At 62.2% G+C, this 15,614-nt stretch carries 15 protein-coding genes; 10 read left to right on the plus strand and 5 right to left on the minus strand.

The window, feature by feature from the left end; translation table 11 throughout:
• Positions 1-79 precede the first annotated feature (79 nt).
• The 3 genes from ABQX22_RS05860 to ABQX22_RS05870 are packed head-to-tail and all read left to right on the plus strand — an operon-like array spanning position 80 to position 2,894.
• A complete protein-coding gene (locus tag ABQX22_RS05860) occupies positions 80-1,093 on the plus strand; it encodes an ABC transporter substrate-binding protein (protein ID WP_349797434.1) in 1,014 nt (337 codons plus the stop codon).
• A complete protein-coding gene (locus tag ABQX22_RS05865) occupies positions 1,090-2,106 on the plus strand; it encodes a FecCD family ABC transporter permease (protein WP_349797436.1) in 1,017 nt (338 codons plus the stop codon). Before ABQX22_RS05860 ends, ABQX22_RS05865 begins: the two co-directional genes overlap by 4 nt.
• Positions 2,103-2,894 (plus strand): ABC transporter ATP-binding protein, encoded by a 792-nt coding sequence (locus tag ABQX22_RS05870; RefSeq protein ID WP_349797438.1) that lies wholly within the window; start codon positions 2,103-2,105, stop codon positions 2,892-2,894. Before ABQX22_RS05865 ends, ABQX22_RS05870 begins: the two co-directional genes overlap by 4 nt.
• A 409-nt stretch (positions 2,895-3,303) precedes the next feature.
• Here ABQX22_RS05870 and ABQX22_RS05875 read toward each other — a convergent pair whose 3' ends face one another.
• Entirely contained in the window at positions 3,304-3,567 is a 264-nt protein-coding gene (locus tag ABQX22_RS05875) for a hypothetical protein (RefSeq protein ID WP_349797440.1), read from the minus strand.
• Positions 3,568-3,803: 236 nt separating this feature from the next.
• Here ABQX22_RS05875 and ABQX22_RS05880 point away from each other — a divergent pair, with 236 nt between their 5' ends.
• The 3 genes from ABQX22_RS05880 (at position 3,804) to ABQX22_RS05890 (ending at position 7,109) form a co-directional block, all read left to right on the plus strand.
• Positions 3,804-4,040: a hypothetical protein gene (locus tag ABQX22_RS05880; RefSeq protein ID WP_349797442.1), complete on the plus strand. Its 237-nt coding sequence runs from the start codon at positions 3,804-3,806 to the stop codon at positions 4,038-4,040.
• A 96-nt stretch (positions 4,041-4,136) separates the two neighbouring features.
• Positions 4,137-5,258 carry a metallophosphoesterase gene (locus tag ABQX22_RS05885; RefSeq protein ID WP_349797444.1) on the plus strand — a complete coding sequence of 374 codons (1,122 nt, stop codon included), beginning with the start codon at positions 4,137-4,139 and terminating at the stop codon, positions 5,256-5,258.
• A gap of 213 nt (positions 5,259-5,471) precedes the next feature.
• Entirely contained in the window at positions 5,472-7,109 is a 1,638-nt protein-coding gene (locus ABQX22_RS05890) for a methyl-accepting chemotaxis protein (RefSeq protein ID WP_349797446.1), read from the plus strand.
• A 63-nt stretch (positions 7,110-7,172) separates the two neighbouring features.
• Here ABQX22_RS05890 and ABQX22_RS05895 read toward each other — a convergent pair whose 3' ends face one another.
• Entirely contained in the window at positions 7,173-7,763 is a 591-nt protein-coding gene (locus ABQX22_RS05895; protein ID WP_349797448.1) for a cupin, read from the minus strand.
• 517 nt (positions 7,764-8,280) lie between these two features.
• Here ABQX22_RS05895 and ABQX22_RS05900 point away from each other — a divergent pair.
• Positions 8,281-8,811: a hypothetical protein gene (locus ABQX22_RS05900; RefSeq protein ID WP_349797450.1), complete on the plus strand. Its 531-nt coding sequence runs from the start codon at positions 8,281-8,283 to the stop codon at positions 8,809-8,811.
• Between the two features lie 97 nt (positions 8,812-8,908).
• Entirely contained in the window at positions 8,909-9,322 is a 414-nt protein-coding gene (locus ABQX22_RS05905; protein WP_349797452.1) for a response regulator, read from the plus strand.
• Positions 9,323-9,436: 114 nt separating this feature from the next.
• Here the strand turns inward: ABQX22_RS05905 and ABQX22_RS05910 are convergent, their stop codons facing one another.
• On the minus strand, positions 9,437-10,327 hold the full coding sequence (locus ABQX22_RS05910; RefSeq protein ID WP_349797454.1) for a LysR family transcriptional regulator: 891 nt from the start codon (positions 10,325-10,327) through the stop codon (positions 9,437-9,439).
• 147 nt (positions 10,328-10,474) lie between these two features.
• On the opposite strand from ABQX22_RS05910, the gene ABQX22_RS05915 reads away from it, so the two are divergent.
• Positions 10,475-11,350: an SDR family oxidoreductase gene (locus ABQX22_RS05915; RefSeq protein WP_349797456.1), complete on the plus strand. Its 876-nt coding sequence runs from the start codon at positions 10,475-10,477 to the stop codon at positions 11,348-11,350.
• A 72-nt stretch (positions 11,351-11,422) separates the two neighbouring features.
• Here ABQX22_RS05915 and ABQX22_RS05920 read toward each other — a convergent pair whose 3' ends face one another.
• Positions 11,423-13,837 carry a DUF3772 domain-containing protein gene (locus ABQX22_RS05920; RefSeq protein ID WP_349797458.1) on the minus strand — a complete coding sequence of 805 codons (2,415 nt, stop codon included), beginning with the start codon at positions 13,835-13,837 and terminating at the stop codon, positions 11,423-11,425.
• 48 nt (positions 13,838-13,885) lie between these two features.
• The gene (locus ABQX22_RS05925; RefSeq protein WP_349797460.1) at positions 13,886-14,095 is read right to left on the minus strand and encodes a DUF2986 domain-containing protein; all 210 of its coding nucleotides are present in this window, start codon (positions 14,093-14,095) and stop codon (positions 13,886-13,888) included.
• Between the two features lie 171 nt (positions 14,096-14,266).
• Between ABQX22_RS05925 and ABQX22_RS05930 the strand changes: the two genes are divergently transcribed.
• The gene (locus tag ABQX22_RS05930) at positions 14,267-15,085 is read left to right on the plus strand and encodes a DUF1206 domain-containing protein (protein WP_349797462.1); all 819 of its coding nucleotides are present in this window, start codon (positions 14,267-14,269) and stop codon (positions 15,083-15,085) included.
• Positions 15,086-15,614 lie beyond the last annotated feature (529 nt).

Genomic DNA, 15,614 nt, shown 5'->3' on the forward strand with positions numbered 1-15,614 from the left:
CTCTGCCGTTGACGGCAGCGTTCGATGATGTGTTTCCGGTCCGTACCCCTGCCCTGTACGGTCGACCGGAGATTGCGTCATGTTGTTGCCCCGCCTTGTCACCCTGGCCTGCACACTGGGCCTGTCCACCCTCGCCCACGCCGCGCCGACTCACTATCCCCTGACGGTCGAGAACTGCGGCAGCACGCTGACTTTCCAGCAGGCGCCGACCCGCGCCGTGACCATCGGCCAGGCCGGCACAGAAATGCTCTACGCCATGGGCTTGAGCGACAAGGTGGTGGGCACCTCGCTGTGGTTCAACGACGTGCTGGCCACGTACAAGACCGAGAACGACAAGATCCCGCGGCTGGCCGACAACGAACCGAGTTTCGAGTCGGTGATCGGGCAGCGTCCGGGGCTGGTGGCGGTGGAACTGGAGTGGATGGTGGGCCCGCAAGGCGTGGTCGGCACCCGGGAGCAGTTTCACGAACTGAAGATCCCGACCTACCTGATGCCTTCCGACTGCGAAGCCAAGGACAATCGGGTCGGTGCCGACGGCACGCGGCTGGAGGCGTTCCGCGTCGACAGCATTTACAAAAGCATCAGCCAGCTGGCCGAGATTTTCGATGTGCAGGACCGAGGCCAGCAACTGAACGCGGCACTCAAAGCCAGCATGGCCAAGTCCATCGCCACGGCGAAAACCAACGATTTGAAGCAGACCAGCGCGCTGTTCTGGTTCTCCAGTGCCAGCCTGGACATCGACCCCTATGTCGCCGGGCACAAGGGCATTCCGGACTTCATGCTCAACACCCTTGGCGTGCGTAACGTGGTGCAGTCCGACGAGGAATGGCCGACCGTGGGCTGGGAAACCATCGCCAAGGCCAACCCGACCTTCCTGATCATTGCGCGCATGGACCGCCGCCGCTTCCCGGCCGATGACTACCAGAAGAAGCTGGCATTCCTGCGCAGCGACCCCGTGACCCGCAACATGGACGCGGTCAAACAAAACCGCATCATCATCCTCGACGCCATGGCCATGCAGGCCAGCCTGAGAATGTTCGACGGCCTCGAAACCCTGGCAGCGGCCCTTAACGACTACGACCTGCCGAAATGACCGGGACCCTGACTCGTACGCTGCTGGCGTTGCTGATCCTGCTGCTGGCCGTGATCGCCGGTGTCGCCATCGGTGAAACCCGCATCGACCCTCAGGTCGTGCTCCAGGTGCTGGCCAACAAGCTATGGGCGGCGGGTTATGTGCTCGACCCCATCGACGAAGGCATCGTCTGGAATTACCGCCTGACCCGCGCCCTGGTGGCGGCGGCCTGCGGTGCAGGGCTGGCCACCTGCGGCGTGATCCTGCAATCGCTGCTGCGCAACCCGCTGGCCGATCCCTATCTGCTGGGAATTTCCGCCGGGGCGTCCACCGGCGCGGTGATGGTCGCGTTGCTGGGCCTGGGGGCGGGGCTGATTTCGCTGTCGGTGGGCGCCTTTGCCGGGGCGGTGGCGGCCTTCGCCGTGGTGGTCCTGCTGGCGCGCGCCAGTCAGTCACCCGGTGGCAACGGCCAGATCATTCTGGCGGGGATTGCCGGCTCGCAGCTGTTCAATGCGCTGACGGCGTTTCTCATCACCAAATCGGCCAGCTCCGAACAGGCCCGCGGCATCATGTTCTGGCTGCTGGGCAATCTCAGCGGCGTGCGCTGGCCGTCGGTGTGGCTGGCGGTGCCGGTGGCATTGGCGGGGCTGGCGGTGTGTCTCTGGCATCGGCGGGCGCTGGATGCCTTCACCTTCGGCGCCGACTCGGCCGCCTCCCTTGGCATTCCGGTGCGGCGCGTGCAATTTCTGCTGATCAGCTGCGCCGCCCTGGTCACCGCGGTGATGGTATCGATCGTCGGCTCTATCGGTTTCGTCGGGCTGGTCATTCCCCATGCCGTGCGATTGCTGCTGGGCACCCGGCACACACGGCTGCTCCCGGCCAGCGCACTGGGCGGTGCGGTGTTCCTGATTGCCGCCGATGTGCTGTCGCGCACGCTGATCAAAGGCCAGGTGATCCCGGTCGGCGTGATCACGGCGCTGGTGGGTGCGCCAGTGTTTGCGCTGATCCTGATCGGCCGGAGGAATGCCCGATGAATCACGCCACACCCATGAGCGGGGAATCGGTCTTGAGTTGTTCCGGCCTGGGCTTTCAGGTCCGTAACGCTGTGTTGTTGCAGGACGTCGGCCTGGACATTCGACGTGGCGAAACCCTGGGGGTCGTCGGGCCCAACGGTTCGGGCAAGTCCACCCTGCTCAAACTGCTGGCGGGGGTACGCGTCCCCAGCCGGGGCGAGATTCACCTGGGCGGCCAGCCGCTCAAAACCCTGTCCCGGCGCAGCATCGCGCAAACCCTGGCCGTGGTTGAACAGCAGGCCGACACCCTGGACGCCATTTCGGTGTTCGATGCCGTCGCCCTGGGCCGAACGCCGTGGTTGTCCGCGTTGAGCCCGTGGTCGAGTGAGGATGACGCCATCGTTCAGCAAGCGTTGCATGACGTCGACGCGGTCCACCTGAAACACCGCAGCTGGCACAGCCTGTCCGGCGGCGAACGTCAGCGCGTGCACATCGCCCGCGCCCTGGCGCAACGCCCGCAGATCCTGTTGCTGGACGAACCGACCAATCATCTGGATATCCAGCACCAGTTGGGCATTCTGCACGTGGTCCACGCGCTGCCGGTGACCACCGTGATCGCCCTGCATGACCTCAACCAGGCCCTGACCTGTGACCGTCTGGCGATTCTTGAACGCGGACGGCTGGTGGCGCTCGGCACACCCATGGACGTGCTCACCCCACAGCGTTTGCAGGCGACCTTCGGCGTGCACGCGCATTACCTGACGGACCCGTACGACGGCACGCAGATCCTGAGATTCCGGGCTGTTTGATGGTTTGGAGGGGATGAAGATCGATTGCGGGAGCTGCCGCTCGCTCCAACAACGGTCAGGCCTCTGCTTCTGCCGAAGGCGTGGGAGTCCGGCTTGCCGACGATGGGGCGCGAAGCTGCCCCCAAACCCTGTCAACGCGGTCTGCCTGACACACCTCGGGCGCATGACGTCAGGACCGCTTCGCGGTCGGACGCGACCCCGGCCCATCGCAGACAAGTCAGCTCCCACGGCCTGCGGCCAGAATCAAAAGCGATGCCCCGACGCCCGGACTGACGCCAATCCGTGCGGATTTGTCCGCGAAGAGGCCGGTGCATTAACCCATCTCTAGCGCCTGAACGCCGCCTTCGCGGACAGGTCCGCTCCCACATTATTGTTCCAACCCGCCCCCGCAGTGTGGCGCCGGGCCATTTCAGCTGCCGGCGTTGCTACCGGCTTCACTTTTAGCGTCCGAACCCTTGCCGCCGGTCGCGCTGCCGCCGGGGTCCTTTGGCAGTTGCGGGCGCTCGGCCTGCTTTTCCCCCGGCGAAGCCTCGCCGGGCTGCGACTTGGCGCTGTTCAGGCTGGGCCCGGCGTTGGGCGTTGCCGCTTTGTCATCCGTTTCGCCCTGAGCCATCGTCAAGGCGGAAACGCCGCACAATGCAGCGAAGGTGCAGCTCATCAGTGTTCTGTTCATGGCAAACCCCGGGCTCATGTAAAGGCATATGCCCTTTGTCGCCGGGCAGTGACGTGATGTTCTATCGAGATGACCAGCGGCGTCGCGGCTGGCGCAACGGCCACCACTACGCGGGGTAAAGGCGCAGTCACACGGTCGGAATGCGCCTGGCGGTCGCGAAACACTCCAATCATCGGCGCGCGGTGCGGCATACTCTGCGCACGCACCGCGACCCCCACCTTTCATCCGGACGTCACATGACACCCAACGCAGAACGCTACAACCCCTCCACCGAGTACGCCGACAAGTTGATCTCGCGCATCGGCCAGACACCTTCCTGGATCGCCAAGCGCATCGGCGTCACCGACAAGCGCATCCGGTACATCCTCGAGGGCGAACGGACCGTCAAGGGCGAGACCACGCCGATTCAGATGACCTACACCGAACAGTTCGCCCTGGAGTGCCTGGCCGCCGAAGCCAGCGCCCGCCAATAATCCCTGTTCCCTGCCGCCGCAGCCTGCGTAGCCGATTCAGCATCGGTGAGCGCGACGCTGCGGCCGAAAACGTTCAATGACAGAAGGAAGACGCCGATGTTTCACGTGATGTTCAGCATGCCGTGCCTGTACGTCATGGTCCGGTTTATCTGGCCGATGCCGTGGACGCTTTCGACCAAAATTGCCGTGGCGCTGCTGCTCCTGCTCGCCTCGCAATATCACCTGTTCGCCAAATTTTCATCCGGCAGCGTGTTCTCCCCGGAATTTCCGCGCATCGTCGTGATGCTCTTCAACTGGGGGTTTGGCGCAATTCTGTTGATCGCGGTGCTGCAGATCATTGTCGACCTGGGGATGTTGCTGACGATGCTGATCCGCCAGCAGTGGCTGACCGTACCGACAGGCTTGCGCTATGCGATCGGCACGGCGGCGCTGATGCTGGCGGCCATCGGCGTCCAGCAGGCAATGCGCGTCCCGCCGGTGAAAGACATCGCCTTTGTGATCAAAAACCTGCCGGCGCAATTTGAAGGCTACAAAATTCTGCAACTGACCGACATGCACATCAGCCGCCTGTTCAATGAGCCCTGGACGCGTTCAGTCGTGGAGCAGTCCAATGCCCTGGGCGTCGATCTGATTGTCGTGACCGGCGATCTGATCGACGGCTCCATCGAGAACCGCACGCGGGACATTGCGCCCTTGCGTGACCTGCGTGCCCCGGACGGGGTGTACGTGATCCCCGGCAATCACGAGTATTTCTTCGACAACGCGGCATGGATGCAGCACTTCGTCTCGCTGGGCATGGTCCCGCTGGCGAACAGTCACACGCTGCTCCAACGGGGCGGCGCACAGCTGGTGCTGGCCGGCGTCACCGACCTGACAGCTCCGGCCACCGGTTTCCCGGCACCGGATCTTCAACAGGCGCTGAACGGCGCGCCGAAGGATCTGCCGATCATTCTGCTCGACCACCAGCCGAAAAACGCGCAGTTCTCAGCCAGCAAAGGCGTCGCGGTGCAGTTGTCCGGTCATACCCATGGCGGGATGATTCTCGGCCTTGACCGCGTGGTCGCCCTGGCCAACGCGGGTTACGTGTCCGGTTTTTATCAAGTCGATGGCATGCAGCTGTACGTCAACAACGGCACGGCGCTCTGGCCCGGATTTGCTATTCGGCTGGGCCGGCCGTCGGAATTGACCCGCATTACGTTGCATCGGGCCACTGATTGACGCGGCAGGCGCAGCGACCCCTCATGTTCACGCTGCGCCGGCCGACCCCATTCATAAGGAATTCCATAGCCCTTCGCTATGTCTACCGTAGCGACGATTAATTAGGCAGTGGTTCTGCCCTGCCTCTACCGTGGCGTCGTCCGATAAAACTGGCGCTTTGATATCGCGCTCTTCCACTTCGTGCTCTCTCGAGTCCTGCCCATGAAAACCCCCGTGTCCCTTAGCGCTCGCATAGGCCTTGGTTTTGCCGCCGTTGTTTCATTACTCATCGTGATCACCGCCGTCGGCATCCAGCGGGTGGGGTTCATCGATACCACGCTGGAAGACGTCAGCCAGAACGCGGCGAAGGTCCAGCGCTACGCCATCAACTTTCGCGGCAGCGTGCACAACCGTGCCATCGCCATTCGTGATGCGATCCTGGTGGACAACGCAGCAGACCTTGAGCAGCACCTGAACGAAGTCAACGAGCTGGGTAAGGCGTACATCGAGTCGGCCACCGCCATGGATCAGCTGTTCCAGGGCCCGGGGGTTTCCCCACAAGAGCAGGCGCTGCTGCGCGGCATCAAGGACATCGAGAAACAGACCCTGGCCAGCACCGACGCCTTGATCGCGCTGCGCCGTGGCGGTGATATCGCCGGGGCACGTGCCCTGTTGCTGAGCCAGACCTCGGCGAACTACAGCGAATGGCTCAAACGCACCAACGCGCTGATCGACTACGAAGAAGCATCGATCAAATCCCAGCTGGGGTCGGTGCAGACCACCGCCAGCCAGTTCCAGGGGCTGATGCTGTTGGTCACCGGGGTGGCGCTGCTGCTGAGCATCATTCTGTCGGTGGTCATTATCCGCTTCGTCAAATCCACCCTCGGCGCCGAACCTGCCGAGGTCGCCCAGGCGATCCAGCGGTTGGCGGCAGGCGATCTGCAACAGACCATCGTGACGCCCTACCCCGACAGCGTGATGGGCGTGCTGAAAACCGCGCTCAGCCGCCTGGCCGACACCATGACCCAAGTGCGTCATGCCGCCCAGGAAGTCACCGATTCCTCGACGCTGTTGTCCGCCACGTCGACCACCAACAACGAACACATAGGCCTGCAGACCCGGGAAGCCGAGCAGGTCGCGACCGCTATCACGCAACTGGCCGCCACCGCCAGCGAGGTGTCGGGCTACGCCGCCCAGGCCGCCGACGCCGCACGCCAGGCCGACACTGAAGTCGAAAGCGGCAACCAACTGGTCGCTGGCACCACGCAGGCCATCGAGCAATTGGCAACCTCTCTGGTGGAAACCACCCGTACCGTCGAGCAAGTGTCCAAACAGAGCGAGCAGATTGAAACGGTGATCGACGTGATCAACTCCATCGCCTCCCAGACCAACCTGCTGGCCCTCAACGCGGCCATCGAAGCGGCGCGGGCCGGCGAGCATGGCCGCGGGTTTGCAGTGGTGGCGGATGAGGTTCGCTCGCTGGCCAACCGCACGCAGCAGTCGACCCAAGACATTCGAGACATGATCAGCACCCTGCAGAGCGGCACCGACACCGCCGTGCAGACCATGCGCGACAGCTGCGAACTGGCCAGCCGCACCGTGGAGCAAACACGCAACGCCCAGGGCGCGCTGTCCAAAATCAGTCAGGAAGTCGGCGCGATCAACCACATGAACGCACAGATCGCCAGCGCTTCCATTCAGCAAAGCGCCGTGGCCGAAGATGTCGCGCTCAACATCAACCGGATTCACAGCTCCACCGTACAGTCCGCGACCGGGTCCGATCAGGTCGCCACCGCGAGCCGCGAATTGACTCAGCTGGCCGATCGTCTGGCACAGAAAGTGGCGTTCTTCAATGCTGCGAAGCGCGCCTGATCGTTACGAAGGCTAAGCGTTGTCCCCCGTTCGCTTCATAATCAATCGCACGGATGTTCACGGTCACCCACGCCAATACGCCACGACCCCGCCTTTGTCCCCCAGCACCGGATCGGTGGGGGGAAACCCCAGGTGGGCGATCTGTTGGATCTGGGCAGGGGTGGCCGGGTCGCGGTTGATATCGCCCTCCTGCCCCGGCGGGTAGGCGCCGACCACGCTGAAGTCGTCGCTGGAACCCAGGTTGCAGTGCCCCGTCCCTGCCGGCAGCAGCAACACATCCCCGGCCTTGACCTCGATCACGTGGCCGTCCGGCCCTCCCAGCATCAATCGCGCGTTGCCGGCATACACGCCCAACACCTCGTGACCACGGGTGTGGTAGTGGTGATACGTGAACACCCCGTAGCGCCATTGCGGTGGCCAGCCATTGGCGGTGAACGTGCGTTCGAACAACGACGCCGGGTCGCTGCTGTTCACGTCCAGCGCAGCGGGATAAATCAGCACCGGCAGCGTCGGATTATTGGGGATGCCGCCGTTGGCCTTGAGCAGCAGTGTCTGTACAGCGGGCGCAGCCAGCGCTTGGTTCATGGTCAGTGCTCCTGTGCCGAGCAGGCTCAGCAGGGTGAATGTATTGAACTGACGTCGGTTCAGCGCCATGGTTCGAACCCCCTTTCCGGTAAAAGCATCAGCGTGATGAACGGCGCGCCATTGAACAAGGCGCATCGCACCTGTTGCCTGTGCGGCACAAAAGGCAGGCATAAAAAAACCCGCCGAAGCGGGTCGTTTTTTTCATCAGAACCAGTCCAACATCCTGTTGGCGGCCATCCAGGCCCTGGTCATAATCCGTTACCTCCCCAGCACTGCTTGTGCTGCGGCTGACAAGCTCAGGTTGCGCCAGCACGCGTGACCTGTAAACGGCGATTGCACTCGATTGCGTGTAAGCCTTTCGCCATACCTGCCACATTTTGAGTGGCCAACCGATTCATTCAGTGCACGCCCATAAGAAAAAACCTTTTAGTCTGCCGCTCATTTTCAACTAACCGATCTGCAGCGTACTTTTTATGGAGCAGTTACGTGTTTCCTAACAGAGATGTTGTACAACTCATGGCTCATCCTTATACAACAATCCTGATTGTAGAAGCCGCTGGTCATGAAGTGTGGCCATAGGCTTTCAATGCCGCTCCTGTTAGTTCTATCCTGCGCGTTCGACGCCAATTCCGGTTTGGTTTTCTTATTTCCCGTTTCAGGCAGTCTGAAAAATCATATGTCAGCACTTAGTTCAGGGATCAAGGCTGTCGTTATTCTCGGATTAATCAGCGCAGGGCTGTCCACCTCGGGTTGCGCCCGCCCGCCGGGCCTGTCGTTGGTCGATTACCAATCGGTGGAGGCCGCACGGCCGCCGCAGACCCTGGCGAAACTGTGGGGCGGGCGCCTGGCCGGCGGGACCCTGTTTGTCGAGGTCTATGAAAGCGGCAAGTTGCGAAGCTGCTTAAGTGCACCGCCTTACTACCAACAGATGGCGGGCAAGTATGCAGACCAGGCGTTTTATCTTGAAGACGGGTCCCGTATCGAGATTGAACCCCTTAACCATCACGAGATGACTATTTATTCTCCGCCGGGTAACCCCATCGCCCGGCTCACGGCAAATGCCGAAGACCCTGCGGCGATCGACTGCTTTGCGAGAGCGGCCATGGCAGTTCGATAAGTCATCACTTTCCCCGTAAATACGCTGAATTAGCTGAGCCCTTACCACTCAAACGAATAACCCTGATTTAACAGGCCAACCGAATAAGGCGCCAACGATGCATACAAAGGCGGCTATGGCCAACATGGCGCTTCAAAAGGGCCTGCTCATACTGGTCGTTGAAGACGAGGACATCATCAGAGAGCTGTTGTGTGAGGTACTGGAAAGCGAAGGATTTCTCACTCGATCCATGGAGAGCGCCGACCTGGCACTGGATTTTCTGCACCAGGAATCTGCCGCTGTGGCGTTGATTCTGACCGACATCAACATGCCTGGAGACAAGGATGGCGCTGACCTGGTCAATATAGCCCTGCGCGCATGGCCGCCGATCCCGGTGGTGGTCATGTCAGGTGTGGAAACCCTTCAAAGCGCTGGCATCGGTCACGCCGCGTGGTTTGTCCGCAAACCGTTCGCGAACCACGACATGGTCACCTGCATCCGCAACGCGCTGGTCGTGCGCCAGTCCCGCTGACCGGACCTCGATCTCAATCTGCATATCGGCATACCCTGGCCTTCGGCAGCCCCGACCCTCCCGGCGTGTCGGGGGCGCCCTATGCAAAAACCAGCGTGCGCAGACTGGCCGCTGTCATCCCCCTGCAGGGGCAAAGTAGTCACAGATGAAATTGACGAAGGCCGTGACCTTCGGGCTTACCAGGCGCCGGGATGCATGCAGCACCCAGACTTCGATCTCGGGCCCGGTGGCGGTGCCCCAACTGACCAGCCGGCCGCTGGCCAGTTCTTCTGCCACCACGGTGCGCGGCACCAGCGCCGCGCCCGCACCGGCCAGGACCGCATCGCGGATGGTCAACGGTGACGACAGGCGCAGCACGGCTTTGGGGTGATACAGCCTCGGCACCGCGTCATCCGTGTCGATGATCGTCCAGACATCGTGGTCCCCTGTGCCGGTGCGCATGACCGCCGCGAAGGTAACGCGTTCCGGGTCACCTTCCCTGTTTGTAGGGCGAGCAAGATCCGGCGGCGCGACGAGGACCAATCGGTTGCGCATGAAACAGCGCCCCACCAGCGTGTCGTCGGGTCGCGGATTGGCGCGGATCACGATGTCGAGGTTATCGGCCATCAGGTCCACGAACCGGTCCTCGGTGCTGACCTCAAGGACAACGTCGGGATAGGCCGCGACGAATTGTGCCGCCAGCGGCCCCAGTGCCGTGCTGGCAAACAGCAACGGCGCGCTGATGCGCAAACGCCCGCTCGGGCGACCCAGGCCGGCCCGGATGTCATCGAGCGCGTCATTGATGACCTCGAACGGCGCGTCCGTCTGCGCATGCAGCACCGCACCCTCCTCCGTCAGCCGCAACGGTCGACCTCCGCGTTCGATCAGGCGCACGCCCAAGTGCTCTTCCAGGTCACGCACCCGGCGCGACAGCGTTGCTTTGGGCTGACCGGTGGCCCGGCTTGCCGCGCCGAATCCGCCGTGCCGCACCACCAGATTGAAGCCTGCCAGGCCCTGCAAATCCATAAACCGTTCCATTTATGAGACGAACTGTCCATAAATTAGCAGCTATGCGCACACATCAGGAACTCCTAACGTAGGCCTCAGACAGCGCGACACGCCCTCAAGGCGACGTAAGCGCTCCGACCCCTATCGATTATTCTGGAGAACACCATGTCCATTCTCGTCACTGGCAGCACAGGCCGTATCGGCACTGAAGTGATCAATCAACTGGCCAAAAGCGGCGCTGACGTGCGCGCACTGACCCGCTCGCCTGAGAAGGCCCGCTTCCCGCACAGCGTCAGTGCGGTGAAAGGCGATCTGCTGGACGCCGACGCCATGCGCGACGCACTTCGGGGCGTCGACACCCTGTTCCTGCTGGTCAGTAAGTCAGCCGACGAGTTGACCCAGGCGATCAATACCCTCGGCCTTGCCCGCGAAGCCGGCGTCCGGGGCATCGTCTACCTGTCCGTCACCCACAGCGCGCAATTCACCGACGTCTCGCACTTCATTGGCAAGCACGCGGTTGAAATGATGATCGAGCAGCTGGACCTGCCGGCCACCGTCCTGCGGCCTTCTTACTTCTTCCAGAACGATGCGGGCTTGAAGGACCCGCTGCAACAGGCCGGCCTGTATGTTTCGCCGGTGGGCAACAAGGGCGTGTCGATGGTGGATGTGCGCGACATCGCCGACGCCGCCGTGGTCGAGTTGCTGCGCCGGGAGCGTGCCACTTCGCCACTGCCACGGGAAACCTACGAACTGTCCGGCCCCGATGCCCTGACCGGCCCGGCGTTGGCCGATCTCTGGGCCCAGGTGCTGCAACGCGACATCCGCTACGCAGGCGACGATCTCGACAGTTTCGAGCAGGCGGTTAAAGCGTGGGCGCCGTCGTGGATGGCCTACGACATGCGCGCGATGATGCGTCGTTACCAGCAGGACGGCGCCGTGGCATCCGATCAGGACCTGACGCGCCTGACCGGACTGCTGGGCCGCGCGCCTCGGACCTACCGCGCCTTCGCTGAAGAAACCGCACGGCAGTGGCAGGCGTGAACGCTACAGGACGAGCGATGGCGGTCACGCGTTGACGGGGGCGGTATCCCGACGCCCCCGTCATCGCGAGCGTTATGCCGGCGTGTTGTCGGTGGCGTCCGGCACTTTGACCAGGGTGTCATTGATCAGCACCATGCTCTGCGGCGCCGACAAAGCAATGCCCAGGTCACGCAAGCGCCCGAGGACGGTGAATAGCAAGTCACTGCGGGCGCCGCCCACCGAGCGCGGGCTGTTGACGTAACCACTGGCGCTGATGATCAGCCCGGTGTTGGTCAGGTCCTTGAACGACACCGACGGCGCCGGTTCATCGACGATGGCTTCGTGCTCGCTGAAGGCTTCCAGCAGCAGTTCGCGGATTTTCAGCACGTCGGTGTCCAGCGGCAGGGTCAGGGTAATGCCGACCACGCCCAGGGCATTGCCCATGGTCACGTTGCGCACGTTCTGGGTAATGAACTGGGAATTGGGCACGATCACCGTGGAACGATCGGACATCTGGATTTCCGTGGCGCGCACGTTGATGCGGCGGATGTCGCCTTCGACGCCTGCCAGGCTGACCCAGTCCCCCACCTTGACCGGCCGCTCGGTGAGCAGAATCAGGCCGGAAATGAAGTTCTGCACGATGGCTTGCAGGCCGAAACCAATCCCCACCGACAGCGCACTGACCACCCAGGTCAGGTTGGTGAGGCTGATGTGCAGCGTGGACATGACCACGATGCCCAGCAGCACCGCGCCGATGTAGCCGACCAGGGTCACCAGCGAGGCGCGCATGCCGGCGTCCATGTTGGTTTCCGGCAGCAGCCGTTCCCCCAGCCACTCCTTGAACACCCGCAGGCCCAGCATGCCGGCGATGAGAATCGCCAGGGCCAGCAGAATATCGCTGGGGACGATGGTCAGCCCGCCGAGGGGCTTATTGCCCAAATCCAGCTGGGTGAACCCTTCGAGCAACTCGCCGGGGCTGGAACCCGAGGGCATGAACGCCAGCAGGATTGCGGTCAGCAGCAGCAACGTACAGCCGATCCCCGCCAGCAGTGTGCTGGCCTGGGCCTGGTGACGCGGGGACAGGCCCAACGCCGCGCCCAATGCCACGCCGCCGGGTTGCTTGGGCGAGAGCAGGGTTTCGCAGATATCGCCGAAGCAGGCGATCAGCAGGTACGCGGTGGCCGCCACCACGCTCATCCACAGCAGCTTGACCGTCAGGAAGTACGCCAGCGTCAGGTAGCCGGCCAGCAACGCCAGCAGGCTCAGCCCGACCCAGACCGTGACCACGAACGGGACCAGACCGGCGAAACCGGGCAGACGTTCCAGCCCGGCACGCCGACGGGCGCGGCGGTAGCGCAGCAAGGCGTAGAAAAACACCAGCGAAACCGCCAGGGCCGTCAGGCCGTTGACCGCCACCGTCAGCGCCAGGCTGCTGGCGATCACGCTGTTGATCCGTTCCTGGGTGCCGATGATCATCAGCGCCAGCGCCAGGAACACCGGGAAACGTCCGATGGCCGAGGCGATTGGGTCCGGGATCTGCGGCAGGCGCCAGGACGGGTGAGACAACATCAACAGACCGCGACCGAGGCCGACGATGAAGGAGCAGAAGATAATCAGGGTCTGCATCTGGTCAAGCAGATTGAGCACGTCGTTGCTCAGCACGGCATTGCTGTCGATCCCCCAACGCAGCAAGGCTGTGGCAGCGCCGATGGTCAGCACCGTGGACAGCCCGACGGTCAGCGCCAGCGCGCTGCGTCGAAGCCGGCCTTCCGGCAGCCAGCGGATCATCAGCCAGATCAGCAGCCGTTCCATCAGGCGTCGGCCCACCACCCAGATAAACACCGCACCCAACAGCACCGTGATGAAAAACAGGCGTTTGCCCGGAGCCAGCGCGGTGCTGACGGCGCTGTGCACGTCGTTGAGCAGGTTGTTCAGGCGGCCCAGGTCGTCGTCGGTGGGACGAATCATCGTCGACCAGAAATCGGTGCTCAGCGGGCTGGCAGTGCGGGTGGTGATTTGTGAATCGAACAGGCTGCGGCGCAGGCTGAAGATCTGCGTGGCCAGGTCCCGGGCCGATTGACTCAGGGTGTTGGTCTGGCGTTCGTCGGCGACCAGCGCGTTCTTCTGCGTGGTCAACGCTTTGCGCTGGCTGCTGATGGTTTGCGGCTCGTCAGGCTGCACCGGGCCGAGAATGTTCAGTTGATCATTGAGGTGCTCAATGTCGACGGCCTGTCTGGCTGTCAGCGTGTCAGCCTGTTTCTGTACCTCCAGCGCCGCCTGACGCAGGCTCGACAGCAGGTCATCGTTGGCCTTGACCGAGACTTTCTGGCGGATCGAATCGAGCTGATCGTTGAGTTGCTCCAGCGTCGCGCCCTCCTCGGGCAGCGGCGCCGTGGCGGCGTCGGCGGCCTGGGGCGGGGTTGGCTGAGCGAGGGCGGGCAAGGCGCCGCACAACAGCAACAGGGTAAGCAGTCCAGTAAAAAAGCGTTTCAGCATGACGTCCTGCATTCTCATTACCTGATGGGGGGCGTTGCAGCGGGTGCATTTGATCGCCTGTCACTTGGGTTTCGCGGGCAAGCGCGCTCCTACAGGGGTGTGCACGGCGCCCGGTGCGTTCCCACCTTGATCGTCGGCAACGGCCTCCTCGGCCAGCTTTGCCCGGTCCGCCTTGCTGACGTAGCGGTTCTTGCTGGCTGGCGCCAGTTTGGCGCTGGCCTTCTTGGCGTTGGTTCTCAGGATCTGATTGAGCTTTTTACGACGGTTCATGGTGTGTTCTACGCAATGTGCAAGTGCGCGGATCATATCAGCTTGGCTGCATGGGCCATAAGCACTCCTCAGCCCTCTGCAACCCCCACCAGCGCTTTGCTCTGGACGAAACCATCGAACCCCTCGCGCCGCATCGGGTCTGCTTGTCTATTACTTCTTCCGGAGCTAGACATGTCCCCGAACCACAGCCTTGTGCTGCTTGCCCGCAGTGGCTATGCCGCACGTGGCGTTATTTATCTGATCATGGGCATCTTTGCGCTGCTGGCCGCTCAGGATTCAACCCGGCCCAAAGACAGCCACAGCGGGCTGGTAGCTTTGCTCAGCCAGCCGCTGGGCTACGTGCTGGTGGGGTTGGTGGTAGCCGGTCTGCTGGCGTTTGCCGCCTGGCGCTTTTTGCAGGCCACCCGTGATGTCGACCATCACGGACGGGAATTCAAAGGCCTGGTAATTCGCGCAGGCCTGCTGGCAGGGGGTGTGGTCAACGGCGCCCTGGCATTTTTTGCGCTGGGCCTGCTGATCAGCGGCCTCAAATCTTCCGGCGGGTCGGGCGGCGGTAAGACTGAAGACTTACTGGCCTACATCTTGTCCTGGCCGTATTCGAACCTGCTGGTCTACGTCATCGCCCTCGTTCCGCTGGGCGTGGGCATTGCTCACCTGATCAAAGGCTGGAAAGCGTCGTTCGAGAAGTATTTCGAAGCGGATGAAGAGGTGATGAAGTACGTGCGCCCGGTCTCACGGTTCGGCCTGATGGCGCGCGGCGTGGTGTTCATCGAGATCGCCGTACTGCTGGCCATCAGCGGTTCAAGCTATCAGGCCATGCACCCACCGGGCATGAAGGATGCGCTGAATGCGCTGCAAAACCTGCCCGCCGGCGCGTTCGTGTTGATGGTGATGGCGCTGGGGCTGATCGCGTTCTCGGTCTACAGCTTTGCCGAAGCCGCCTGGCGCCGGATCAACATGGACGTGCCAGGGATGACGCAGCCCGTTTAGCCCCCATCAATACCTCTCCCCCATGCACTCGCTGTAGGAGCCCATCGCGGGACAAGCCGCGCTCCTACGGCCTTCGGCCAGAATCAAAAGCCAGCACCACGACAATCCGCTTCGAGTCTCGCGTGCACACAGCGATGCAATGAACCGCGGACGGGAAACTTTCAACGGGCTATGTAAAGAAGTTAATGAGTCAGATTTTCATGAGCAAAATTTAAAAATAAGAGCACAACATCCCACTAACTAATGGCGCCAATAAATGTATCGGGACAATCATAAAAGCCGATATTGAAACGTCTCTGGCCGGGCCCGCCGTGAAGCTTACCAGATTACTAAACCTAACTGCAATTAGGTTTACTGATGTCATGAAAATAGCTTTTATGAATCACAAATAGCCGACTCATACTGATTTATAGGCGTTATGAGACGATAAATTGCTTTAAATGCGGTATTTTGATTTCAAAAGCGAATACCGCTGTCGCCTCTCCGCACGAAAAACCCACTATATTTCTCGCGCAAATCGATAATAAAT

The organism is Xanthomonas sp. WHRI 1810A (assembly GCF_040202885.1).
In the GTDB taxonomy this organism is placed as follows: Bacteria; Pseudomonadota; Gammaproteobacteria; order Pseudomonadales; family Pseudomonadaceae; genus Aquipseudomonas.

Coding starts and splice junctions, on each gene's coding strand:
- ABQX22_RS05910 (WP_349797454.1), bottom strand. CDS start 10,327: ATGGATTTGCAGGGCCTGGCAGGCTTCAATCTGGTGGTGCGGCACGGC.
- ABQX22_RS05915 (WP_349797456.1), top strand. CDS start 10,475: ATGTCCATTCTCGTCACTGGCAGCACAGGCCGTATCGGCACTGAAGTG.
- ABQX22_RS05860 (WP_349797434.1), top strand. CDS start 80: ATGTTGTTGCCCCGCCTTGTCACCCTGGCCTGCACACTGGGCCTGTCC.
- ABQX22_RS05875 (WP_349797440.1), bottom strand. CDS start 3,567: ATGAACAGAACACTGATGAGCTGCACCTTCGCTGCATTGTGCGGCGTT.
- ABQX22_RS05895 (WP_349797448.1), bottom strand. CDS start 7,763: ATGGCGCTGAACCGACGTCAGTTCAATACATTCACCCTGCTGAGCCTG.
- ABQX22_RS05870 (WP_349797438.1), top strand. CDS start 2,103: ATGAATCACGCCACACCCATGAGCGGGGAATCGGTCTTGAGTTGTTCC.
- ABQX22_RS05865 (WP_349797436.1), top strand. CDS start 1,090: ATGACCGGGACCCTGACTCGTACGCTGCTGGCGTTGCTGATCCTGCTG.
- ABQX22_RS05920 (WP_349797458.1), bottom strand. CDS start 13,837: ATGCAGGACGTCATGCTGAAACGCTTTTTTACTGGACTGCTTACCCTG.
- ABQX22_RS05905 (WP_349797452.1), top strand. CDS start 8,909: ATGCATACAAAGGCGGCTATGGCCAACATGGCGCTTCAAAAGGGCCTG.
- ABQX22_RS05900 (WP_349797450.1), top strand. CDS start 8,281: ATGCCGCTCCTGTTAGTTCTATCCTGCGCGTTCGACGCCAATTCCGGT.
- ABQX22_RS05885 (WP_349797444.1), top strand. CDS start 4,137: ATGTTTCACGTGATGTTCAGCATGCCGTGCCTGTACGTCATGGTCCGG.
- ABQX22_RS05880 (WP_349797442.1), top strand. CDS start 3,804: ATGACACCCAACGCAGAACGCTACAACCCCTCCACCGAGTACGCCGAC.
- ABQX22_RS05930 (WP_349797462.1), top strand. CDS start 14,267: ATGTCCCCGAACCACAGCCTTGTGCTGCTTGCCCGCAGTGGCTATGCC.
- ABQX22_RS05925 (WP_349797460.1), bottom strand. CDS start 14,095: ATGAACCGTCGTAAAAAGCTCAATCAGATCCTGAGAACCAACGCCAAG.